Below are 20,293 nucleotides of genomic sequence, written 5' to 3'. Positions count from 1 at the left end.
CCACCCGTCTCCTTTGGAGGATCACCCCATGGCCGAGCCTGTCACAGCCCTTGTTCCGCTCGCTGACCTTTACATCCACCCTTTCAACACGCGCTCCACCCCGCCCGATGCCGAGATTGAGGCGCTGGCCGACAGCATCGACCAGATGGGCCTGCTCCAGAACCTGTCCGGCTACGATGATGCGGCGTGGCTCGAAGGTGGAATCGGCGGAATCGGCATCGTCGCCGGCGGTCGCCGCCTGCGCGCGCTGCAGCTGCTCACCGACCGCGCCGGAAAAACCCGGGACAGCGTGACCGTGCCGGTGCTGATCACCAAGGACGGAGACACCGCCCGCCTCTGGGCCAGCGCCGAGAACGCCGCGCGCCAACCGCTGCACCCGGCCGACGAGGTCCGCGCCTATGCCCGGATGAGCGATACCGGCGCGCAACCGGCGATGATCGCCAAGGCATTCGCGGTGACGGAGCGCCATGTCCGCCAGCGGATGACGCTGGCCACCTTGCCGATCGCTGCGCTCGACGCGCTGCGCGCTGACCAGATCACCCTTGACCAGGCAGGCGCGCTGACCTCCGCGCAGTCGGAGGAGGCTCTGCTCGCCGAACTGCGCCGCGTGCTCTCCAGCAGGTGGAGCGTCTCCGCCGCTGACATCCGGCGAAACCTGCTGCCCCGCGGCATCCCGCTCGACGACCGGCGCGTCAAATGGCTCGGGCTGGACGCCTACCGCAATGCCGGCGGCGTCATTCAGGAAGACCTGTTCAGCGATGACGCCCGTATTCTCGATGAGGCCCTGCTCGACAAGCTGTTCGGAGACCGGCTGGAGAAATGCACGGAATTCAATCGTTGCAAAGGCTATGCCTGGGTGAAGATTCACGCGAAGGATGCGTGGATCCCCTTCGATCTCATCGAAAAGCTCGCTCGCGTCGATCTCGTCCCCGTCGAACTGCCGGAGGCCGATGCCGCGGAGCTGGAGACCCTCACCGAAGCCGATGACCTGACGGAGGAGGAATACGCTCGCCTGCAGGAGTTGGAGGATCGCGCTGCAGGCGACATCTCGGACGAAGATCGGGCCGTTGCCGGAATCTACCTATACGTGGACGCGCGCGGCGAGCTGAAAACGAGCGGCCCGTGGCGGGAGAAGCCGCAGGCATCCGGGAGCGACGAGGTCGCAACAGCCAAGGTCGAGACCCTGCCGCAGTCCCTGACAGAGGACATGCGGCGCACCCAGCGTCTGGCCATCCAGACCGCCCTGCTCGGCAAGCCGGAGCTGGTGCTCGACCTGCTGACGGTCGCTCTGACGGCGCCGGTCTGGAACTGGCAGTGCCCGCTGTCGATCAGCCCTTCGCTGAGTCCGATCGCGCCGGAAAAGGCGGACGCCACTGTGATCGACGACCGCCTGACCGATGCCGTGAATGACGGCAAGGCTATGAGAGTGAGAGACCTGTCTCTGACGCATCTGACCGACATTCAGGCCATGCCGAAGAAGGACCGCAACGCGCGGCTCACCGCGGCGCTGGCCCGCCTCTTTACTCCGGCCACCGGCGACTTTGGCGCCTCCGTCGCCCGCCTCGCCGGCGCCGATATCCGCAAGGTCTGGACACCGACGGCCGATAATTACTTCTCCCGTCTTCCTGTCGCGCGGCTGGACAGGATCTGGTCGGAGCTGGTCCCGGATGGTGGGCCGGACGGTGACGGCTGGATGGCCATGAAAAAGGCGCTCAAGGCCAAAGACCTCGACCGCCTGTTCCGCGATCCCGATTTCCGGTCCGCGCTGTTCCTGTCGAAGGACGACGGTAAGCGGATCGATGCCTGGGTGCCTGCCGAAATGGAGTGGCCGATGCCATCGGGCCAGGCTGACGCGCAGGAGGAAGCGGCATGAGCGATCCGATGCTCCGCGAATATCTGTCCCGCGCCGAGAAGGATCGGCCCGGCACGACCCAGAACCCCTGATCTAACAGGATCACACCATGAAATTTACAACACTCGCTTTGGCGGGCTTGATGCTCGCACCCTGCGCTCAGGCATCTGAGCATGACAAATGCATAGCGGTGGCCGATCTGGCACTGCGCGCGGCATCGGCGGCGGAGGCAGGCGTGTCCCTGACCGCATTTGCCGAGAGCCTTCCCCCGAGCGCGATGGTTCCGCAGGTAGCTGGCATCGTCATGATAGCATACGGCATTTACCTGCTCGGGGACGAGGCTCCCCGCCAGATCGCGTGGGAGATCTACAGCGACTGCATGGGGGAGGACGCGTGATGCGGCTCCGCCATGCAGTCGCCGCCGCAGCCCTCGGCACGTGGGCCGGGCTATGGCTCACTGAGTCCCCTGCCGACACTGCCGGTCCGGGCGATTTTAAAGTCGTGTATCTTCCCCCAGACACAGAGTGCGGCACACCCTATGCGTGGCCGGTGGACTTCTCCGGCCTGCGCCAGCCGCCCAGCACATTCGTCTATGAGCCGCGCGAGCGCCTGCCGCCGATCGTCATCCCGACACCCCCGGGCGGCACCGGCAATCACCGGCCCGAGCCACCCCGCCCGCCACCGTCTCCTGTGCCCGTGCCGTCCGCGCTGCTGTCTCTGCTCGGCGCCCTGTTTTCCGCCGCCGCTGTCTGGAGGATGACCCGATGATTATACGCCGCCTATACGACCGCTGGCAGACACACCTACGCCTCCTGCGCGAGCTTGAGACGGGCAAGATTGAGTATGACAGCCGGAGCGATGATGTGTGCCTCGCGCCCGGCATCCCACTGACTGACGCGCATATCGAGATCGTGCTGCAGCGCCCGTATCTCGCGAATAGCTGGCCCCGGCATCTGCGTGTTCAGATCGGGCTGCCGCCGTACCCACCGTCGGACGACGATTTTATCGAGAGGTTTTGGTGATGACTGACAAGAGCGATTTGGACGCCATGCGCCGGGAACGTGACGATGCGCTGGACGAGCGTGACGCCATGCGCGCGAGGGTCAAGGATTTGGAGGAGGCCTTGACGACTGTTGCCGAGCTTAGCGATGACCTGGCAATGCGGGCGCTCGCTCGCGCCGCCCTCACACCGAAGGGAGGCAGCGATGAGTGATCTACTCCCCTGCCCGTTCTGCGGTGGCAGAGCGTGGCTGAACGATTACGAGGCGCGCCATGGCGATTTGGCGTCCAGAAGCAGGTGCCCGCAATGCGCTTCTTGTGGGTGCAATCTCGGCTATCTACCGACGGCAAGGAAGGCCACCGAAGCGTGGAACCTCCGCACCCGCCAGCCAGAAGGAGGAGTGAGTGATGGGTGAGCCTCGCATGATGATCGCCGTGGACGCGGGAGAACTTTCCGCGCTGCGCGAGGAAATGGCCGCGATGCGCCGTGCCATCGAAGGCTCCCGCATTACTCCCGCGCCGGACTGGATCACCGTCGGGGAATATGCTGACCGGATCGGACGCACGAGAAAGACCGTGCGAAACTGGATTCGGGATGGCAAGATAGAGACGCGGCGCGAGGGTGCAATCACCATGGTGCGCGCCGGTCAGTGAACCGGCGCTCGCATTTTTTACGCTATAAATTCATAGAACATTGAAAATTAATGCGTTTCGAGTCCCCTTCCCGGCACCACTGATTTCCGTATTCATTGGAAATTCGTGTCAGCCATGCGTTTGTCCTGTCTTCAGTTCAAGCTCTCCGTCACATCACGCGCATGATGACGCTCGGGGACGGCTCCCCGAGCATTCGAGCCATGAGCGACTGACCTCAGAGAATGAGATCAGCGGCGGAGGTCAGCGAAAGTGTCGCAATCCTTTATCTGGCCGGAGTTATACCCCTGAGCGAACCAGTGCTGCCGTTGCGCCGAAGTTCCATGGGTAAAGGTTTCGGGAACAGGGCGTCGGCCGGCGGCACGTTGCAACGTATCGTCGCCGATGCGTCCCGCTGCATCCATGGCCTCATCGATATCGCCGGGATCGAGCGTTCCGAACTGGGTGTCCGCCTGTCGTGCCCAGATGCCGGCCAGACAATCGGCCTGAAGTTCGATGAGCACGGAAAGCTGGTTGCTGTCTGCCTCGCTCACCCGTTGGCGGAGATCGTTGACCTGCCCCAGGATCCCGAGCTCATCCTGCACATGATGGCCGACCTCGTGGGCAACCACATAAGCGGCGGCGAAATCGCCCTTGGCGCCGAGTTGTCGGCTGAGCGTGGTGAAGAAACCGGTGTCCAAATAGACCTTCTGATCCGCCGGGCAGTAGAAAGGCCCCATCGCCTCCGACGCGCCGCCGCAGGCGGAGGACGTCATCCCCTTGAACAGCACCAGGGTCGGCGGCCGGTACTCCCGCCCCACCTGCTCGCGGAAGACCCGCTCCCAGACTTCCTCGGTATCCGCCAGTGTGACGGAGACGAATTGCGCGGCATCCTGATCCTCCTGCGTCAGTTCGACGGGACCGCTCTGCTGTATGTATCCTCCTCCCTCGTTCAGCACCGGCGACAGATCCACTCCGAACAGCCAGCCAATCACCACCAGCGCGATCAAGCCGAATCCACCGATTCCGCCCACCCGTGCATAGCCCCTGCCACCGCCTGCCGACCGGCGATCCTCGATATTGCTGCTACCCCTGCGCCCGCGCCATTCCATCGCCGTCTCCTCACCTAAGCCTTACCGCCCGCCCTCGACCGTAGCCTTGACCCCGCTTGTGCTGCGTGCTGCAAGAGCTGTCTCGGGAGAAAGAACCATGACATCCAGAACCCTGACCATCCTCGCCACTCTCGGGTCACTTGCCCTGCTGCTCGGCGCCTTCGCCTTTCAATATATCGGTGGTTTGGCGCCCTGCCATCTTTGTCTGTGGCAGCGCTGGCCTCATGCCGCAGCGATAGTGGCGGGAGCGCTGGCTCTTGCGATGCCTGCGCTGCGATTCTGGCGGTTTCTTGGCCTTGTCTCCGCGCTGACGGCCTCTGGCCTCGGTGTGTTTCATACCGGAGTGGAGCGTGGATGGTGGCAGGGGCCGACCACCTGCACCGGCGGCGGCGATCTTTCGGGCATGAGTACCGGCCAGCTTCTAGACCAAATCCTCTCCTCCCCCGTCGTACGCTGCGACGCGGTGGCATGGCAGTTCGCGGGCCTTTCCATGGCCAGCTGGAACGCCATCCTGTCGTTCCTGCTGGCGCTGATCTGGGCCGCGGCGCTGGTGAAGCGGGACTAGTTGATACGAAACTCCCCCACGACATTTCGCCACTCGCCGGGGGAGATCAGTTTGCGGTGCGTGAAGCGGACCGAATGGAGGGGGCCCTCTATCTCCTCCTGCCAGAACTCGATGAAACGGAACAGTCGGGGATAATCCGGCGCAATGTCATAGTCCTGCCATGTGAACGTATTCAGGACGTGACGATAATCGGGCATCCGGTAGAAGAACTCTGCAGTGGTCAGGCCGTAGCCTTTGAGCATCAGGTCAGTCTCGCGTCGCTCCATGTCCGCCTCGCGCTGTGGGAGAGTTTCATCGTCTCACACGCGCGGCAAAAATCAATGATCGCAATCTGTTAGCACTCAGGCCGGGTGGCTGCCGTAAAGCTGGTCCGCCCGCTTCTCGAAGGCGCGCACGATACGGTGCATCGCCTCGTTGAAGACCACGCCGATGATTCCCTGAAGAATCGCGTTCTTGAATTCGAAATCCACGAAGAACTCGACCTCGGAGCCGCCCTCGGGTCGATCCCGGAATTTCCACCAGCTCCGCATGTATTTGAACGGGCCGTCCAGATATTCGGTATCGATCTTGTTCTGCTCGGGCCAGAGGGTGACACGGCTTCCGAAGCGTTCGCGGAACACCTTGAAGGAGATGACCAGATCGGCCTCCATCAACTCACCCCCACCCTCAACCGGCGTCCGGGAGCGGATCCTGGCCGCGGTGTTCCAGGGCAGGAACTCCGGGTAGCGGCCGACATCGGCCACGAGGTCATACATCTGCTGCGCCGTGTAGGGCATGACGCGCGTTTCCGAATGGGAGGGCATTCTCTTCCGTTCGCTCTGTCGCTCGGCGCCGTTCTTTCATAGGCTGGCGCGGAAAAGAAGGCGCAACCGGACGGAACCATGCAGAAACCCTACGTGATCGACCAGCTTATCTCCGCCAAGGCCATCGCCGCTCGGGTCGAGGCGCTTGCCGCCGAGATCACCGAGAGCTTTCGCGACACGGAAAAGCTCGTCGTGGTCGGCCTGCTTCGGGGATCCTTCGTATTCATCGCCGATCTGGTGCGGGAGATAGACCTGCCGCTGGAGGTCGATTTCCTTGAGGCTTCCAGCTACGGAAACGGCATGGAGAGCTCTCGGGAGGTGCGGATTCTCAAGGATCTCCGCGCGCCCATAGAGGGCCGAGACGTGCTGGTGGTGGAGGATATCATCGACACAGGATTCACCCTCTCGCACGTGATCGCCCTTCTGAAAAGCCGCAAGCCCCGGCGGCTGGAGGTCTGTGCCCTTCTCGACAAGCCGACCCGGCGGGAAGTGGACGTGCGCGCCACGTGGACAGGATTTTCGATTCCCGATGAGTTCGTGGTGGGCTACGGCATCGACTACGCCCAGCGGAATCGCAACCTTCCCTACATCGGCAAGGTCCGGTTTACGGATCCTGCGGGTTGATCCCTGCCGCGAAGGCGCTAGCCTAGGAAAGGCAAGCACCCAGCCAGCATGGGGAATTTCATGGCCCGGCGGATTCTGCCCCTTGTTGTTGTCGCCGCTCTGGCAGGAGGCGCGGCATTCTGGGTCATCACCCGACCCTCGCCTGTGGAGGAAGCTCCGCTGGTTGCACTCACCGGGGATCCTGGTGCGGGAGAATTGGTCTTCCATGCCGCGGGCTGCGCCTCCTGTCATGCTGCGGAGGGCGCTGCGGGGGAGGACAAGCTGATCCTTTCCGGCGGCAAGGCCTTCGCCTCGTCCTTCGGCACCCTCCACGCGCCCAACATCTCCCCCGATCCGCAACATGGCATCGGCGGCTGGAGCCTGACGGATTTCGCCAATGCCATTCAACGGGGGATCGGGCCGGGACGGGAGAATCTCTACCCCGCGCTGCCCTATACCAGCTACGTCCACATGCGGCCGCAGGACGTCGCTGATCTTCATGCCTACATGATGACGCTGCCGTCCTCCCCCACGCCAAGCCTGCCGCATGACATCGACTTCCCCTTCTCCCAGCGCTGGTTGATCGGTGGATGGAAGCTGTTGTTCTTTGACCGGGACTGGGTGATTTCGGGCGCGCTCACCGCAGAGGAGGAGCGCGGCCGTTATCTGGTCGAGGCGCTGGGTCACTGCGGCGAATGCCATACACCCCGCGGCGACATGGGCCAGTTGAAGCGCGAAGCCTGGCTTTCCGGCGGCCCGGATCCGGCCAATCCGAACAGGCGCATCCCCAACATCACCCCGGCCAAACTCACCTGGAGCGTGGAGGAGATCGCCGACTATCTGCAAAGCGGCTTCACACCGAATTTCGACATCGCGGGGGGAGAGATGGCGCAGGTCGTGGAGGAGATGGCCCGACTGCCCGCCTCGGACCGACTGGCGATCGCGGCCTATCTAAAGAAAGTGCCTTCCGTGGAGTGAGCCGGGGCGGTGGTCAAACGAGGTCCCAGCGACCGGCGGCGTAATGTCGAAAAGGGTTTCCAGACACCGGTTATGGCAGGTCACCCTGACAGTCCGGCTCCAAGCTGCAACTCTTTTCACCGTATTGTTTGGCGTCCCTAACAGGCTTCTGAAAGGCTTTTTAGCCTGGTTTGGAGCGGAAACGTTCATTATCTGAGGAAATCCAGCCGGAAATCCATAAACTTCCGGGCCTCCCGGTCAGATTTTTTGATTTCCGGCACATAAGCATAACACTTCAGGATTTTTTCAGCAGCCTGATAGACGAGGTGCGAACCAGGCGCCGGGAACTCGCCATGCTTTCGATGAGGTAGCACCCGCCGCGAAAGATTTCGGTTCGGTCGCCCGAACCCTTCCAACGCCCGAAGCGACGACTGGGCTGCGATAAACCTAATCGGCCGACCCGCATCCGTCTAGATGTTTGCTCCCCCGGTTTGATGGTGCGATGCTTTCTTTGGAATGGACGGATGCCCTATGGGACAAGTTCGTCACGGCAGCGCCACGACCACGCACGCTGTCCGAGCAGCAACAAGGGGGGCCAGCCCGCCATCGGTCCGAGGGCAGGCCCGAATCTGCAAGATCTGGACTTCAGAGCCAGATCGATTCACCGTAAATCCGACCCACCAGATGCCGGGACTGAACAGCTAGGAAAGCAGCCCGCTCACGCGGTTGGAGTTAGACTGAGGCCGAGATGTTCCCCCTTGCTGGGAAATTTCTTGAAAACCACAGTTTTGACTCTCGACTGGATCGATTTCCCCGCTGCAACCGCGACCCCGAGCAATGCTCGACCTTTGAGGAGCCTGTCAGTGACTTGGTAAGTTGCTGAAAAAATCTTGAAGGTTCACGCTTGGACGTCGAAACCGGCCGGAAAGACTTGGGACCAGGTAATTTCCTAGTTGAATTTCCTCAGACGGCGAACGATTTCGCTTCAACGCCGATCTTTTCAGCACCCCTGTCACACGGATATCCGGCAGCCCGTCTTGTGGCCCGCTGAGTTACCGGCTTCCAATGGTGCGGTGACAAAGCGGCTTTCCGGCGAACGAGCGGCGCGAACACCCGCCCTAGCGCCGCCTTTCTCGAAAAGGACTGCGGCCGGAATGCGAGGTGCAAGACCCCCCAAACCGCGCACGCGGATCCGGCCAGTCAGGCCCTGCCGAACTTTTCCAGCCGTGCGGCGCGGAGCCGCGCGAAATCGTCACCGGCATGGTAGGAGGAACGCGTGAGCGGGGTGGCGGAGACCATCAGGAAACCCTTGCCCCAGGCGGCTTTCTCATAAGCCTTGAAATGATCGGGCGTCACGAAATCCGCCACGCGATGGTGTTTTGGTGTGGGCTGCAAATACTGGCCGATCGTCAGGAAGTCGATATCGGCGGATCGCATGTCGTCCATCACCTGAAGCACCTGCGCACGCTCCTCGCCCAGACCCACCATGATGCCCGATTTGGTGAACATCGTCGGATCCAACTCCTTTACCCGTTGCAACAGGCGCAGGGAGTGGAAGTAACGCGCGCCAGGGCGCACTTCGTGATAAAGTCCCGGCACCGTCTCCAGATTGTGGTTGAACACGTCGGGACGCGCCTCGACGACCTTCTCCAGCACGGAGGGCGCGCATTTCAGGAAGTCGGGCGTCAGGATTTCGATGGTCGTCTCCGGGCTGCGATGCCGGACAGCGCGGATGGTCTGGGCGAAGTGATCTGCCCCGCCATCCTCCAGATCGTCACGGTCCACAGAGGTGATGACCACATGCTTCAGCCCGAGCTTCTGCACCGCATGGGCCACGCGACCTGGCTCGAACACGTCGAGCGCGTCGGGCCGCCCGGTCGCCACGTTGCAGAAGGTGCATCCGCGCGTGCAGATCTCGCCCATGATCATCATGGTGGCGTGGCCCTGGCTCCAGCACTCGCCGACATTGGGGCAGCCTGCCTCTTCACATACGGTGACGAGGCGGTTCTCGCGCATGATCTCCCGCGTCTTGCGGTAGCCTTCGGACGTGGGCGCCTTCACCCGGATCCAAGACGGTTTGCGCGGCTGCTCGCTGTCGGGGCGATGAGCCTTTTCGGGATGGCGCTCTGCTGGAATTTTAAGATCGCGCACGGAAAACCCCTCGGAATGCTGGTTCCTTCAGATAGTCCCATAGGCGCGGATAAGCAACGGCAGTGCCTGCATTCCCGTCCTGCATTGCTCACCCGACCAGCACGGCGCCGCGTCCGGTTTCATCGTAATGCCGCTTCAACCGCTGCAACGCGATCCGGAGGACGATCTTGCCCGAGCGGGCCGACCAGCCCATCCGCTGCTCCGCCGTTTCCAGTCCTTCCAGGTAGCAGCAGCACCTGAGGACCATATCCCCCAACCCCGGACCAAGATCGCGAAGCGCCACCGCAACCCGCTCCCGCGCGCGGGCCGGAGCAGTGTCGGGAGTGCCCGCGCCGGCTGTGTTCCGCTCTCCGCCTGTGAGGAACCGATCCCAGTTCTGCGCGACACGTGGACCCATTTGCGCAAGCTCAAAATCCTCCCGTAGGCGTTCGGCTGCGGCGATCAACTCGCGCGACAGGAAGGGTCTGCCATCCTTGTCACGTCGTCGCCCAAGAACAATTACCGGAGATTCCGCCATGTTACAGCGGGATCTTCGTGCGATCTCTCGGTCTTCGCCCCGCTCCGACCAACGGAAGGCGGTCGGCGCCTCGTGAAAACCCTGTGCATCGGGAATGCCGCGAAGCATGGATTTCAGGGCTGACCGACCGGCTTGTGTGATTTCATACACTGAAAGCGGTGTGCGGATTGCCGAGGAATTTTCCCGCGGGCGGCAGGTGATCCAGCTTTTCAGCGCGAAGGCCTCCGCGACCTGTCGTTCGACCACCGCCGTTCGTTCCTGCTCCCCGCCCGGCGCGGTTCTGAGCACCACGGCCCGCTCCATTCCCGTGGAGACGACAAGCACCGAGCCGGTTTCGCACAGACGACGAAGGATACGTAGCCCCTCCCGCTGTATGAGCGCCTCGTCTGGGACGAAGGAGGCTTGCGGAGTCGGTGCGGTCATGAGGGGATCCTCGCTCTCGGTTTCGGGCGTCGATGCGGTGCTGCGGCGGCCAAGCCCCGCCAGCGCGCCGTCGATCAGGGGGTCGTCCCGGCGATTCTCATAGCGCCTGACCAGCCTCATCACGGTGGAGGCATGCACGCCCCTGTCTCTGGCCAGCGCGCGGAGCGACAGACCGGCCTCCGTGTGCAGAAGGTAGAGACGCGCCGCATCTGGCAGCCAGTCCGGCAGTTTCGAAGGTGCCGGAGATACCGCCGTTCTTGCCGCTCTCATGATGCCGCCGCAGTCCCTCAGATCCGCTTTCGTTCGAGGTTCAGACTTCAGTGACATTTATTACCTGTCCGTTAATAACCGCACGAATTCCCATAATTGTCGGGAATTCCTAAACCTCCCTGAAAGCAGCGCGCGCCGTATTGCCGGAAAGCGCAACACACGTACAGGTTGAGTATTCTTGACTTCCCGCTTTTTGAAGGAGAGCAAGAATGTATGATGCCCTGTCGGAGCTCGTCGCAATGCGCCGTCCCCGCCTGCTGATTCGCGCCGCGCATTTCGGGCTCTCCGACTATCGTCGAGATCGCGACCTGCCACGGGTGACGCGGCAAACGACCGTGCCCAGTCCTGAACGCGCGCTCGCTACATTGTTGGAGGAGGAGGAACGTCTCGACCTCAGCCGCCGCAACGAGGAAGCGGGTTACAGCCTCGCCCGGCACATAGATGTTCTGATCGCCGTCATCGCAGAGGCGCGCCTTATACCCCTGCCTGGAGTGCCCGCCTCCGGCGTCACCGCTGTCCCCACCCCGTCCGTGTCGGGGTTGTCCGTGTCGGGGGTTGAGCGCGAAGCCCTGAACGCCTAAGTGGCGGCAGTCCCCCTTGCGCGGAAACGCAGGGATGCCTAGAGGGAACCATGACCCAGCCCGAGCACCAACGCCTTCTCATCATCGATTTCGGCAGCCAGGTGACGCAGCTCATCGCGCGCCGCCTTCGTGAGCTGAATGTCTTCAGCGAAATCCTGCCCTTCAACAAGGTGACGGACGAAACCCTGCGCGAGATGGCGCCGCAGGCCGTCATCCTTTCCGGCGGACCGGCCAGTGTGACGGAGACGGGCAGCCCGAGGGCGCCTCAGGCGCTGTTCGACATGGGCGTCCCCGTGCTTGGCATCTGCTACGGCCAGCAGACGATGATGGAACAGTTGGGCGGCAAGGTGGAAAGCGGCCATCACCGCGAATTCGGTCGTGCCTACGTGGAGCCCGCAGAGGGCCATGGCAAGGACGGCATCTTCTCCGGCCTGTTCGACAGCGGTCGCGAGGAGGTCTGGATGAGCCACGGCGACCGGGTTACCCGGCTCGCGCCCGGCTTTGCCGTGATCGGAACCTCGCCCAATGCGCCATATGCAATCGTCGGCGATGCAGAGCGGCAGTTCTATGCCGTGCAGTTCCACCCGGAAGTGCATCATACCCCGAACGGCAAGCGCCTGCTGGAAAACTTCGTGCGCCTCGCCGGGTTCACGGGCGACTGGACGATGGGTGCCTACCGTGATGAGGCGATCCGCAAGATCCGTGAGCAGGTCGGCGACGAAAAGGTCATCTGCGGCCTTTCGGGCGGAGTGGACAGCTCCGTCGCCGCCGTCCTGATCCATGAGGCGATCGGCGACCAGCTCACCTGTGTCTTCGTGGACCATGGCCTGCTTCGGCAGGGCGAGGCCGAGGAAGTCGTCTCCATGTTCCGGGATACCTACAATATCCCGCTGATCCATGCCGACGAATCGGAGCTGTTCCTCTCCGCGCTCGAGGGGGTCTCCGACCCGGAGGTGAAGCGCAAGACCATCGGCAAGCTGTTCATCGACGTGTTCCAGAAGCACGCCGCTGCGGTGGGCGGCGCGAAGTTTCTGGCTCAGGGGACGCTCTATCCCGACGTGATCGAATCGGTTTCCTTCGCCGGCGGCCCCTCGGTCACCATCAAGTCGCACCACAATGTGGGCGGCCTGCCGGAAAAAATGGGGCTGAAACTGGTGGAGCCGCTCCGTGAACTGTTCAAGGATGAAGTAAGGGCGCTTGGCCGCGAACTCGGCCTGCCGGAGAAGTTCATAGGCCGCCACCCATTCCCCGGCCCCGGTCTCGCCATCCGCTGCCCGGGAGAAATCACGCGCGAGAAGCTGGAGATCTTGCGCCGCGCCGATGCGGTCTATATCGACCAGATCCGCCGGCATGGCCTTTACGACGAAATCTGGCAGGCTTTCGTGGCCATTCTGCCGGTCCGCACCGTGGGGGTGATGGGCGACGGGCGCACCTACGACTTCGCCTGTGCGCTCCGCGCGGTGACCAGCGTGGACGGGATGACGGCGGACTACTATCCGTTCAGCCATGCCTTCCTGGGTGAGACCGCGACGCGGATCATCAACGAAGTGAAGGGCATCAACCGCGTGACCTACGACATCACGTCGAAGCCTCCGGGCACGATCGAGTGGGAGTGATCCCGCTTCCTTAGACCGGCGCAAGACGCCGCGGACATATTGAAGCCCGCATCAGTGCGGGCTTTTCCATACCCACACCGGCGAATTTTCACTCCGGGCCCTCCGTTTTCTCGGCCCCAGCAGAATATCAAACAAGTGCCACATTCATTGGATGTCATTATGAGCCCTCGCGGCAGGCACATGGCGTGTTAATCCTCTGTCTCCTGTCCTTACCGCACGGAAGACGGGCCTCGGCGGGTCAAGTCCTTCGCGGGGCAATCCGATCCGGCACGCCTTGAGGGTGGAGCACGTACCCTGTGTTCGAGCTACGGTTCAGCCCTCGGGCATGACGTCGGGCCCGAAGCTGAGACATGACACAGCATCGCAATGATTTCGCGGGAAGGCTCTCGTCAGACCGCCGGCCGGGCTAGCGGGCTCCGGCGCATCGTTCCCAGGATTTCCGCAGTGCGGCAATGATCGGTTTTTTCGTGGTGTGACGCTGCGATCTTACCTCCACCTTTCGTCATGGTACGGTGGAAACCGCTTTGACGGATCATCAACAGATTGTTAACTTTTCGTCGTGAAAATCCTCCGCCCGCCTCTCCCTCCCCACGGGAACGTCGGCCAGCATAACGGAGTCCGATGCAAGTTGCATTTCACCTTGGCGCCCCCTGCTCCGGTCGGGATGCGCTTTATGCCTCGCTGCAGCGGAGCCGCGAGATACTCGCCAGTCACAGCGTTGCCATTGCAGACCCCGCCGAGCCGTTGAAAGACGCCGGAACGCCTGCGAAGGAAGGTCGCGTCCTCCGCAGGTTCCGGGAGGAGGGGGTGCGCCGAGTTCTTGTCAGTGAGAACTGTTCGCAGGAACTGCCCGGATTTTCCCCGCAGCCGCTTGGCGATGGCCTTCTTTATCCGCTGGCCGGCCCCCAGGCAGAAATGCTCTCCATGCTGTTCCCGGACGATGTGGAGATTGAGTTTCACGTGGCCGTCCGGTCACCCGCCACCTTGCTTCCCACGCTGATCTGCCAAGGTGATCCCGCCGCGACCGCGCTTGCGGGAGATCCCGGTGCGATGGCCGGGCTGAGCTGGGCGGATGTCATTCTGCGTCTGCGCCGGGCCGCACCAAGGGCGCTGGTTGTCGTATGGTGTGATGAGGATATGCCGCTCATCTGGCCGGAGGTGGTGGAGCGCGTGGCCGGGATCAGTGGCACGGGCGATAGCGGGTTTCTGGATCGACTGTCTCCCTTGTTGACGGAAGACGGGCTGGACCGACTGCGCCTCTATCTCTCAAGCCATCCACCGAAAGACGCGGAGCAACGCCGCACGATCGTCTCCTCATTCCTCACCCGCTTCGGCAGGCCGGAAGCGATCGAGATGGAATTGGACCTGCCCGGCTGGACACCGGAATCCGTGGCCGCGATCTCCGACGCCTATGACGCGGATGTGGAGCGGATCGCGGCCATGGAGAATGTTGAGCTTATACAGCCCTAAGGGCTCAACCCATGCCAAGGGCGGATTTGTAAACCTCAAGAATGGCTTCTTCCTCGGCCACGTCGTCCTTGTCCCGTTTGCGCAGGGCGACGATCTTGCGAAGAACCTTTGTGTCGTAGCCGCGCCCCTTGGCCTCGGCCATCACTTCCTTCTGCTGCTCCGCGATGTCCTTCTTCTCCGCCTCGAGCTGCTCGTAGCGTTCGATGAACTGGCGCAGCTCCTCGGCTGTGACGTTATAGGCGTCGTCGGTAACGGCATTCATGGGCGGTCTCCTTTTGGAGAACCTCCTAGCGCGCCGCCTCCTCTCCACGCAAGGCCCCGGAGACGCGCGCTTGCGGAAGACTGCCTGCTGCTTTAGGGCCGGAGCAGGCTGCGCGAGGAGATGACATGGAAGCACTGATCTGGATCGGCGCGGCGATGACGCTCGCCGGTATCGCTGGGCTTGGGCTCTGCATCCGGCAGGCCATGTCTGCCCGCAAGGGCGGGTTGGACGAAGCCGAGACGCAGTCCCGGCTGCGCAAGGCCATGCTTCTCAATGTCGCCGCGCTCGGGCTTTCCGCGCTGGGGCTGGCGCTGGTCGTCGCCGGTATTCTGCTCCGTTAACGAATGGGAGCGCAGGCGAGCCTGTCGCCGGCCGCGCCTGACGGCTGACTGCGGTAGTCATCCGGCCCCGCGTGAATCATGAGCGACCTGCCCACGATGGATGCCAACGTGACGGAAGGGTTCAGCACCTCCGCCTCTATCGTGCCATCCGGTCGGGTCATCTGGTTTGGCATATCGCCGGCATGGGGGCCGCCCTCCGCCAGATAGCCGTGGCTCGCGCCCGTTGGGTTGAAGTGGCCGCCAGCACTTTCGTGATGAGTCGCCGCATCGCAGGTGCCGGTCTCGTGGATATGGAACGCTACCCAATGATCGGGCGGCAACCCCATGACCTTCAGATGGATCAGAACGCCTGCCGGTGTTTGACGCAGTTGAGCTTCGCCCGCGGGATTGCCCGAACCATCTACGAAGGCTGCGGTGGCGGTTTCACCCGTGGTCGCCGCCTGTTGGGTTGCCGGCTGTTGGGTCGATGCCGGAGAAGGTGCCGTCTGGGCACTCACGGCCACCGGAAGCGCGAGAGCCGCGAAGACGAGGCATGTTGCAAGAGGTCTGGTCATGATTGTCTCCCTTTCCACTATAACCCCCGGCAAGCCCGACCGTTCCTGCGGCCCATCGGAGTGACGGAGACGGTGGCGGGCTTGTTCCCGCCCTCCACACATGTTCTACTGCTTGGGAACCCCTGACCTACCAGATGAGCCTGATGCCTCCCGAAGATCTCCTCTCCGGCGACAGTGTGTCGCAAAGCTATGACGCCTCTTCCATCGAGGTGCTGGAAGGGCTGGAACCCGTCCGCAAGCGCCCCGGAATGTATATCGGCGGCACGGATGAGCGGGCGCTGCACCACATGGTGGCCGAGATCCTCGACAATGCGATGGACGAGGCTGTCGCCGGCTTCGCCAGCCGGATAGAGGTCGAGCTGACGGAGGACTACACCGTCATCATCCGGGACAACGGCCGCGGCATCCCCGTCGATCCGCATCCGAAGTTTCCCGGCAAATCGGCGCTGGAGGTGATCCTCTGCACGCTTCACGCGGGGGGCAAGTTTTCCGGCAAGGCCTATCAGACCTCGGGCGGGTTGAACGGGGTCGGCTCCTCCGTCGTCAATGCGCTGTCGGACCGGATGCGGGTGGAGGTTGCGCGGAACCGGGAACTCTACGCGCAGGAATTTTCGCGCGGAAAACCGCTCGGTCCTGTCGAGAAGGTGGGCCCTGCCCCGAACCGGCGCGGGACCACGGTGATCTTCCATGCAGATGTAGAGATCTTCGGCCATCAGCGGTTCAAACCGGCGCGGCTCTTCCGCATGGCGCGGTCCAAGGCCTATCTGTTCTCAGGCGTCGAAATCCGCTGGAAAACCGCGATCGACGATGGCGAGACGCCCAAGGAAGCGACGTTCCATTTCCCGGGTGGACTGGCGGATTACCTGATGGAGCAGTTGTCCGGCACCGCCACCTATGCCGACCGGCCCTTTGCCGGAAAGGTCGGGTTTCAGGAGAAGTTCGGGGTTCCCGGCTCGGTGGAATGGGCGATCAACTGGTCTCCCGCGCGGGATGGTGCCATCCAGTCCTACTGCAACACGGTTCCCACACCGGAAGGCGGCACGCATGAGCAGGGCTTCTGGGCCGCTGTCCTGAAGGGGATCCGGGCCTACGGAGAGCTGGTGGGCAATCGCAAGGCGCAACAAATCCAGCGGGAGGACCTGCAGTCGGGCGGCGTGGCGCTGGTGTCCTGCTTCATCCGCGATCCGGAGTTCGTGGGTCAGACCAAGGACCGCCTGGCAACGGTCGAAGCCGCGCGGCTGGTCGAAGTCGGTGTGCGCGACCACTTCGACAACTGGCTGGCTGCGGATACCAAAACGGCGGGCGCCATCCTCGACTACCTCGTGTTGAAGGCGGAGGAGCGGATCCGCCGTCGCTCCGAAAAGGAGACGGCGCGTAAATCCGCGACCAAGCGACTCCGTCTGCCTGGCAAGCTGGTGGATTGCTCCGCCACGAACCGCGGGAGCACGGAACTGTTCATTGTCGAGGGCGACAGCGCGGGTGGCTCGGCCAAGATGGCACGGGATCGCACGATGCAGGCGCTTCTCCCGCTCCGGGGCAAGATCCTGAACGTCCTCGGTGCGGCATCGGGCAAACTCGCACAGAACCAGGAGATCAATGATCTTTGTCAGGCACTCGGTTCCGGCATGGGGACGAAGTTCCGCGTAGATGAGCTGCGCTATGACAAGATCATCATCATGACCGATGCAGATGTGGACGGCGCCCATATCGCGTCGCTGCTGATGACGTTCTTCTTCACCCATATGCGCCCGCTTATCGACCAGGGGCATCTCTACCTCGCCTGTCCGCCGCTCTACCGGCTGACGCAGGGGGCGAACCGCATCTACGTCGCCGACGATGCGGAGAAAGAGCGGATGCTGGCCAAGGGGCTGGGTGGCAAGGGCAAGATCGACGTGCAGCGTTTCAAGGGTCTGGGCGAGATGGACGCCAAGGATCTGAAGGACACGACGATGAACCCGGCCACACGCAAGCTCATCCGCGTTTCCATTGACGAGGACGAACCAGGCGAGACCGGCGACCTGGTGGAGCGGCTGATGGGCAAGCGCCCGGAGATGCGCTTCCAGTATATTCAGGAAAATGCCCGTTTCGTGGAAGAGTTGGACGTCTGAAACCGATCTGGCTGCCCTCAGATACGGCCCCTGTCTGCGTCATCGTTTCCCGAAATCCTGCGAGGGGGCAGGTCCCCCTTGCCGGCAACCACCCCTCCCGGATCATTTACGCTGGGGAGGGCGGCATGGTTCCACATAAACGTGCGGGCGCGATCTTCACGCGCTGCCTCGACAGAAGCAAATGGCCCGGCGCGGCGGCAGTTGGCATGAATTCCCGACATGCGATGCCGCTTTCCTGCCCTCCGTCGAGCTTCGGGGGTGCAAGATCGTCTGGAAGTCGCTACGCTTCGCGCCGAGCCTGCGTCAACCGGCGCGGGTGAGTCATAGACAGGGTTCCGCATCATGGACACGCTTCCGAATTCTCTCGCCGCGCGCGATGTCAAATATCTCCTCCACCCGAATACAAATGCCCGGATGCACGAGCAGAACGGCCCCATGGTGATTTCGCGTGGCGACGGCATCCATGTCTATGACGACGCTGGCAAGGAATATATCGAGGCTCTCGCCGGGCTGTGGTCCGTCGCTGTGGGCTTTGGCGAAAAACGTCTGGTGGAGGCCGCCCAGCGGCAGATGTCCACCCTGCCCTATTACCACATCTTCTCCTCCAAGTCGCACGAGCCGGCCATCGACCTTGCTGAAACGCTGGTGAAGATGACGCCGGAGCATCTGACGCGGGTGTTCTACACCAACTCCGGCTCCGAGGCGAACGATACCGTCGTCAAGATGATCTGGTACTACAACAACGTGCTGGGCCGCCCGGAGAAGAAGAAGATCATCGCTCGCAAGAACGGTTATCACGGGATCACCGTGGCGTCGGCTTCGCTCACCGGTCTGCCGATCAACCACAAGGACTTCGACCTGCCGCTGCCGCAGATGAAGCATGTGACCACCCCCCATTTCTACCGCTTCGGCGAGGAAGGCGAGACGGAGGAGCAGTTCTCCGACCGGCTGGCGCAGGAGATCGAGGACATGATCCTTGCCGAAGGGCCGGAAACGGTTGCCGCCTTCATCGGCGAGCCGGTGATCGGCGCGGGCGGCGTTCTGGTTCCGCCGAAGGGCTACTGGGAAAAAGTCCAGAAAGTCCTGAAAAAATACGACATCCTGCTGGTGGCCGATGAGGTCATCATGGGCTTCGGCCGCTCCGGCAAGACATTCGCCTGCGAATACTACGGGATCAAGCCGGACTTCCTCGTCCTGTCCAAGCAGATCACCTCCTCCTACCAGCCGCTGGCGGCGATCATGCTGACGGATGCAATCTATCAGGCCATCGCGGACGGCTCGCAGAAGAACGGCGCCTTCGGGCACGGCTACACCGCGTCCGGCCACCCGGTCGCCATGGCGGTCGCCATCGAGAACCTGAAGATCATCGAGGAGCGCGGTCTCGTCGCCAATGCGGAAAAGGTTGGCGCCTATATGCAGAAACGTCTGCGGGAGTTCGCGGATCACCCGCTGGTTGGCGAGGTGCGTGGCGTAGGGCTCATCGCCGCGGTGGAACTGGTGGCCGACAAGGCGACCAAGGCGAAGTTCGATCCCGTGGGCAAGGCGGGCGCGATCTACACCCGCAAGAGCGCCGAGAACGGCCTCATCAACCGCGCCATCGGCGATACGATCTGCTTCTGCCCGCCGCTCATCATCACCGAGGCGCAGGTGGATGAGATGATCGCTCGCTTCTCCAAATCGCTGGACGAAACCGCGGCCGAACTGAAGGGCTGAAAAAGGGGGAGCGTGCCTTTCGAGGCGCGCTCCTACCCGCCCATCCTGCGACCGAACTGACGCAGCATTCCGTGGAAGGTCTGCACATCCGCTCGTGTCAGCGGCAGACGGGACAGCATGTTGCGCAGGTTCATCCGCATATGCGCAGCCTTGTCCGCGGGAAAAAAGAATCCCGCCGCATCCAAACGCTCCTCGAAATGCTCACCAAGCCGCGCCACATCCCCGGATGTCGCGCGCTCGCCCATCGCTTCGCGTACGGGGGGAGCTTCTCCGTGCCGCGCCCATTCATAGCCCGTCAGCAGCGCACATTGGGCGAGGTTCAGTGACGGAAACTCCGGATTGACGGGCACGGTGATGATCGCATTGGCATGAACGACGTCGGCATTCTCCAGCCCCGCCCGTTCCGGCCCGAAGAGAACGCCCACGCGCCCCCCTGCCGCGGTAATCGCGCGCGCCTCGGCCATCGCCTGTTCCGGCGTCAGCACGGGTTTGGTGAGCTCGCGGCTCCGCGCCGTGGTGGCATAGACATAGGTGCAATCAGCGATCGCCGCCTCGACCGTGTCGAATACCGTGGCATTGTCCAAGACCCGCCCCGCCCCGCTTGCCATGGCGACGGCCTTGGGATTGGGCCAGCCATCGCGCGGCGCGACAAGACGCATGCGGTCCAGACCGAAGTTCAGCATCGCGCGCGCAGCGGCACCGATGTTTTCACCCATCTGCGGGCGCACGAGGATGAATGCGGGACGAGCTTCTGTCATCGGCCTTT

The 20,293-nt window shown here is 62.9% G+C and carries 24 protein-coding genes; 16 read left to right on the top strand and 8 right to left on the bottom strand.

Features of this window, described 5'->3' with window-relative positions:
* The first annotated feature begins 28 nt into the window (after positions 1 to 28).
* The 7 genes from CG51_RS02100 to CG51_RS02075 all read left to right on the top strand — a co-directional run bounded on the left by CG51_RS02100 (position 29) and on the right by CG51_RS02075 (position 3,505).
* Entirely contained in the window at positions 29 to 1,873 is a 1,845-nt protein-coding gene (locus tag CG51_RS02100; protein WP_035741169.1) for a ParB/RepB/Spo0J family partition protein, read from the top strand.
* An 88-nt stretch (positions 1,874 to 1,961) separates the two neighbouring features.
* On the top strand, positions 1,962 to 2,249 hold the full coding sequence (locus tag CG51_RS02095) for a hypothetical protein (protein ID WP_035741166.1): 288 nt from the start codon (positions 1,962 to 1,964) through the stop codon (positions 2,247 to 2,249).
* Positions 2,249 to 2,620 carry a hypothetical protein gene (locus CG51_RS02090; RefSeq protein WP_035741163.1) on the top strand — a complete coding sequence of 124 codons (372 nt, stop codon included), beginning with the start codon at positions 2,249 to 2,251 and terminating at the stop codon, positions 2,618 to 2,620. Before CG51_RS02095 ends, CG51_RS02090 begins: the two co-directional genes overlap by 1 nt.
* Complete coding sequence (locus CG51_RS02085; RefSeq protein WP_035741161.1) at positions 2,617 to 2,874, top strand: hypothetical protein; 258 nt, start codon at positions 2,617 to 2,619, stop codon at positions 2,872 to 2,874. Before CG51_RS02090 ends, CG51_RS02085 begins: the two co-directional genes overlap by 4 nt.
* Positions 2,874 to 3,065 carry a hypothetical protein gene (locus tag CG51_RS20335; protein WP_035741159.1) on the top strand — a complete coding sequence of 64 codons (192 nt, stop codon included), beginning with the start codon at positions 2,874 to 2,876 and terminating at the stop codon, positions 3,063 to 3,065. The genes CG51_RS02085 and CG51_RS20335 overlap by 1 nt, the downstream gene beginning before the upstream one ends.
* Positions 3,001 to 3,267: a Lar family restriction alleviation protein gene (locus CG51_RS21085; RefSeq protein ID WP_084694987.1), complete on the top strand. Its 267-nt coding sequence runs from the start codon at positions 3,001 to 3,003 to the stop codon at positions 3,265 to 3,267. The genes CG51_RS20335 and CG51_RS21085 overlap by 65 nt, the downstream gene beginning before the upstream one ends.
* Positions 3,260 to 3,505 carry a hypothetical protein gene (locus tag CG51_RS02075; RefSeq protein ID WP_035741158.1) on the top strand — a complete coding sequence of 82 codons (246 nt, stop codon included), beginning with the start codon at positions 3,260 to 3,262 and terminating at the stop codon, positions 3,503 to 3,505. Before CG51_RS21085 ends, CG51_RS02075 begins: the two co-directional genes overlap by 8 nt.
* Before the next feature lie 227 nt (positions 3,506 to 3,732).
* Here the strand turns inward: CG51_RS02075 and ypfJ are convergent, their stop codons facing one another.
* Complete coding sequence (gene ypfJ / locus CG51_RS02070) at positions 3,733 to 4,593, bottom strand: KPN_02809 family neutral zinc metallopeptidase (RefSeq protein WP_035741157.1); 861 nt, start codon at positions 4,591 to 4,593, stop codon at positions 3,733 to 3,735.
* A gap of 97 nt (positions 4,594 to 4,690) precedes the next feature.
* Here ypfJ and CG51_RS02065 point away from each other — a divergent pair, with 97 nt between their 5' ends.
* Positions 4,691 to 5,158, top strand: coding sequence for a disulfide bond formation protein B (locus CG51_RS02065; RefSeq protein ID WP_035741156.1), 468 nt, complete (start codon positions 4,691 to 4,693; stop codon positions 5,156 to 5,158).
* Here the strand turns inward: CG51_RS02065 and CG51_RS02060 are convergent.
* Positions 5,155 to 5,424, bottom strand: a complete 270-nt coding sequence (locus tag CG51_RS02060) for an usg protein (protein ID WP_035741155.1) — start codon at positions 5,422 to 5,424, stop codon at positions 5,155 to 5,157. The genes CG51_RS02065 and CG51_RS02060 overlap by 4 nt on opposite strands.
* A gap of 75 nt (positions 5,425 to 5,499) precedes the next feature.
* Entirely contained in the window at positions 5,500 to 5,961 is a 462-nt protein-coding gene (locus CG51_RS02055) for a type II toxin-antitoxin system RatA family toxin (RefSeq protein WP_035741153.1), read from the bottom strand.
* Between the two features lie 78 nt (positions 5,962 to 6,039).
* Between CG51_RS02055 and hpt the strand changes: the two genes are divergently transcribed.
* Positions 6,040 to 6,585 carry a hypoxanthine phosphoribosyltransferase gene (gene hpt / locus CG51_RS02050; RefSeq protein WP_035741151.1) on the top strand — a complete coding sequence of 182 codons (546 nt, stop codon included), beginning with the start codon at positions 6,040 to 6,042 and terminating at the stop codon, positions 6,583 to 6,585.
* A 60-nt stretch (positions 6,586 to 6,645) separates the two neighbouring features.
* Positions 6,646 to 7,542, top strand: a complete 897-nt coding sequence (locus CG51_RS02045; protein WP_035741351.1) for a cytochrome c — start codon at positions 6,646 to 6,648, stop codon at positions 7,540 to 7,542.
* A gap of 1,179 nt (positions 7,543 to 8,721) precedes the next feature.
* On the opposite strand, the gene lipA is transcribed toward CG51_RS02045, so the two are convergent.
* Positions 8,722 to 9,672: a lipoyl synthase gene (gene lipA, locus CG51_RS02040; protein WP_035741149.1), complete on the bottom strand. Its 951-nt coding sequence runs from the start codon at positions 9,670 to 9,672 to the stop codon at positions 8,722 to 8,724.
* A gap of 88 nt (positions 9,673 to 9,760) precedes the next feature.
* Positions 9,761 to 10,882 carry a DUF6456 domain-containing protein gene (locus CG51_RS02035; RefSeq protein ID WP_035741350.1) on the bottom strand — a complete coding sequence of 374 codons (1,122 nt, stop codon included), beginning with the start codon at positions 10,880 to 10,882 and terminating at the stop codon, positions 9,761 to 9,763.
* A gap of 209 nt (positions 10,883 to 11,091) precedes the next feature.
* Here CG51_RS02035 and CG51_RS02030 point away from each other — a divergent pair, with 209 nt between their 5' ends.
* From CG51_RS02030 to CG51_RS02020, 3 genes are all read left to right on the top strand, one after another.
* A complete protein-coding gene (locus CG51_RS02030) occupies positions 11,092 to 11,463 on the top strand; it encodes a DUF6477 family protein (RefSeq protein ID WP_035741148.1) in 372 nt (123 codons plus the stop codon).
* Positions 11,464 to 11,513: 50 nt separating this feature from the next.
* The gene (gene guaA / locus CG51_RS02025; RefSeq protein WP_035741147.1) at positions 11,514 to 13,079 is read left to right on the top strand and encodes a glutamine-hydrolyzing GMP synthase; all 1,566 of its coding nucleotides are present in this window, start codon (positions 11,514 to 11,516) and stop codon (positions 13,077 to 13,079) included.
* A gap of 621 nt (positions 13,080 to 13,700) precedes the next feature.
* Entirely contained in the window at positions 13,701 to 14,549 is an 849-nt protein-coding gene (locus tag CG51_RS02020) for a hypothetical protein (protein ID WP_035741146.1), read from the top strand.
* Positions 14,550 to 14,553: 4 nt separating this feature from the next.
* On the opposite strand, the gene CG51_RS02015 is transcribed toward CG51_RS02020, so the two are convergent.
* Positions 14,554 to 14,811: a DUF2312 domain-containing protein gene (locus CG51_RS02015; RefSeq protein WP_035705883.1), complete on the bottom strand. Its 258-nt coding sequence runs from the start codon at positions 14,809 to 14,811 to the stop codon at positions 14,554 to 14,556.
* Positions 14,812 to 14,936: 125 nt separating this feature from the next.
* Between CG51_RS02015 and CG51_RS02010 the strand changes: the two genes are divergently transcribed.
* Positions 14,937 to 15,152, top strand: coding sequence for a hypothetical protein (locus CG51_RS02010; RefSeq protein WP_035741144.1), 216 nt, complete (start codon positions 14,937 to 14,939; stop codon positions 15,150 to 15,152).
* Here CG51_RS02010 and CG51_RS02005 read toward each other — a convergent pair.
* Positions 15,149 to 15,706 carry a superoxide dismutase family protein gene (locus tag CG51_RS02005; RefSeq protein WP_084694986.1) on the bottom strand — a complete coding sequence of 186 codons (558 nt, stop codon included), beginning with the start codon at positions 15,704 to 15,706 and terminating at the stop codon, positions 15,149 to 15,151. The genes CG51_RS02010 and CG51_RS02005 overlap by 4 nt on opposite strands.
* 134 nt (positions 15,707 to 15,840) lie before the next feature.
* On the opposite strand from CG51_RS02005, the gene parE reads away from it, so the two are divergent.
* Positions 15,841 to 17,814 carry a DNA topoisomerase IV subunit B gene (gene parE / locus CG51_RS02000; RefSeq protein ID WP_416171684.1) on the top strand — a complete coding sequence of 658 codons (1,974 nt, stop codon included), beginning with the start codon at positions 15,841 to 15,843 and terminating at the stop codon, positions 17,812 to 17,814.
* Between the two features lie 342 nt (positions 17,815 to 18,156).
* A complete protein-coding gene (locus tag CG51_RS01995; RefSeq protein ID WP_084694985.1) occupies positions 18,157 to 19,527 on the top strand; it encodes an aspartate aminotransferase family protein in 1,371 nt (456 codons plus the stop codon).
* 32 nt (positions 19,528 to 19,559) lie between these two features.
* On the opposite strand, the gene CG51_RS01990 is transcribed toward CG51_RS01995, so the two are convergent.
* Positions 19,560 to 20,285: an RNA methyltransferase gene (locus CG51_RS01990; protein WP_035741140.1), complete on the bottom strand. Its 726-nt coding sequence runs from the start codon at positions 20,283 to 20,285 to the stop codon at positions 19,560 to 19,562.
* Positions 20,286 to 20,293: the final 8 nt, after the last annotated feature.

Source organism: Haematobacter missouriensis (genome assembly GCF_000740775.1).
Lineage (GTDB): Bacteria > Pseudomonadota > Alphaproteobacteria > Rhodobacterales > Rhodobacteraceae > Haematobacter > Haematobacter missouriensis.
This window is presented reverse-complemented; position numbering and strand designations above follow the sequence as displayed.

Coding starts and splice junctions, on each gene's coding strand:
- CG51_RS02045 (WP_035741351.1), top strand. CDS start 6,646: ATGGCCCGGCGGATTCTGCCCCTTGTTGTTGTCGCCGCTCTGGCAGGA.
- CG51_RS02065 (WP_035741156.1), top strand. CDS start 4,691: ATGACATCCAGAACCCTGACCATCCTCGCCACTCTCGGGTCACTTGCC.
- CG51_RS02085 (WP_035741161.1), top strand. CDS start 2,617: ATGATTATACGCCGCCTATACGACCGCTGGCAGACACACCTACGCCTC.
- CG51_RS02035 (WP_035741350.1), bottom strand. CDS start 10,882: ATGAGAGCGGCAAGAACGGCGGTATCTCCGGCACCTTCGAAACTGCCG.
- CG51_RS01995 (WP_084694985.1), top strand. CDS start 18,157: ATGGACACGCTTCCGAATTCTCTCGCCGCGCGCGATGTCAAATATCTC.
- CG51_RS02100 (WP_035741169.1), top strand. CDS start 29: ATGGCCGAGCCTGTCACAGCCCTTGTTCCGCTCGCTGACCTTTACATC.
- guaA (WP_035741147.1), top strand. CDS start 11,514: ATGACCCAGCCCGAGCACCAACGCCTTCTCATCATCGATTTCGGCAGC.
- CG51_RS01990 (WP_035741140.1), bottom strand. CDS start 20,285: ATGACAGAAGCTCGTCCCGCATTCATCCTCGTGCGCCCGCAGATGGGT.
- hpt (WP_035741151.1), top strand. CDS start 6,040: ATGCAGAAACCCTACGTGATCGACCAGCTTATCTCCGCCAAGGCCATC.
- CG51_RS02075 (WP_035741158.1), top strand. CDS start 3,260: ATGGGTGAGCCTCGCATGATGATCGCCGTGGACGCGGGAGAACTTTCC.
- CG51_RS02055 (WP_035741153.1), bottom strand. CDS start 5,961: ATGCCCTCCCATTCGGAAACGCGCGTCATGCCCTACACGGCGCAGCAG.
- CG51_RS02060 (WP_035741155.1), bottom strand. CDS start 5,424: ATGGAGCGACGCGAGACTGACCTGATGCTCAAAGGCTACGGCCTGACC.
- CG51_RS02095 (WP_035741166.1), top strand. CDS start 1,962: ATGAAATTTACAACACTCGCTTTGGCGGGCTTGATGCTCGCACCCTGC.
- CG51_RS02030 (WP_035741148.1), top strand. CDS start 11,092: ATGTATGATGCCCTGTCGGAGCTCGTCGCAATGCGCCGTCCCCGCCTG.
- parE (WP_416171684.1), top strand. CDS start 15,841: ATGAGCCTGATGCCTCCCGAAGATCTCCTCTCCGGCGACAGTGTGTCG.
- CG51_RS20335 (WP_035741159.1), top strand. CDS start 2,874: ATGACTGACAAGAGCGATTTGGACGCCATGCGCCGGGAACGTGACGAT.
- CG51_RS02005 (WP_084694986.1), bottom strand. CDS start 15,706: ATGACCAGACCTCTTGCAACATGCCTCGTCTTCGCGGCTCTCGCGCTT.
- CG51_RS02020 (WP_035741146.1), top strand. CDS start 13,701: ATGCAAGTTGCATTTCACCTTGGCGCCCCCTGCTCCGGTCGGGATGCG.
- CG51_RS02010 (WP_035741144.1), top strand. CDS start 14,937: ATGGAAGCACTGATCTGGATCGGCGCGGCGATGACGCTCGCCGGTATC.
- CG51_RS02090 (WP_035741163.1), top strand. CDS start 2,249: ATGCGGCTCCGCCATGCAGTCGCCGCCGCAGCCCTCGGCACGTGGGCC.
- CG51_RS02015 (WP_035705883.1), bottom strand. CDS start 14,811: ATGAATGCCGTTACCGACGACGCCTATAACGTCACAGCCGAGGAGCTG.
- ypfJ (WP_035741157.1), bottom strand. CDS start 4,593: ATGGAATGGCGCGGGCGCAGGGGTAGCAGCAATATCGAGGATCGCCGG.
- CG51_RS21085 (WP_084694987.1), top strand. CDS start 3,001: ATGACCTGGCAATGCGGGCGCTCGCTCGCGCCGCCCTCACACCGAAGG.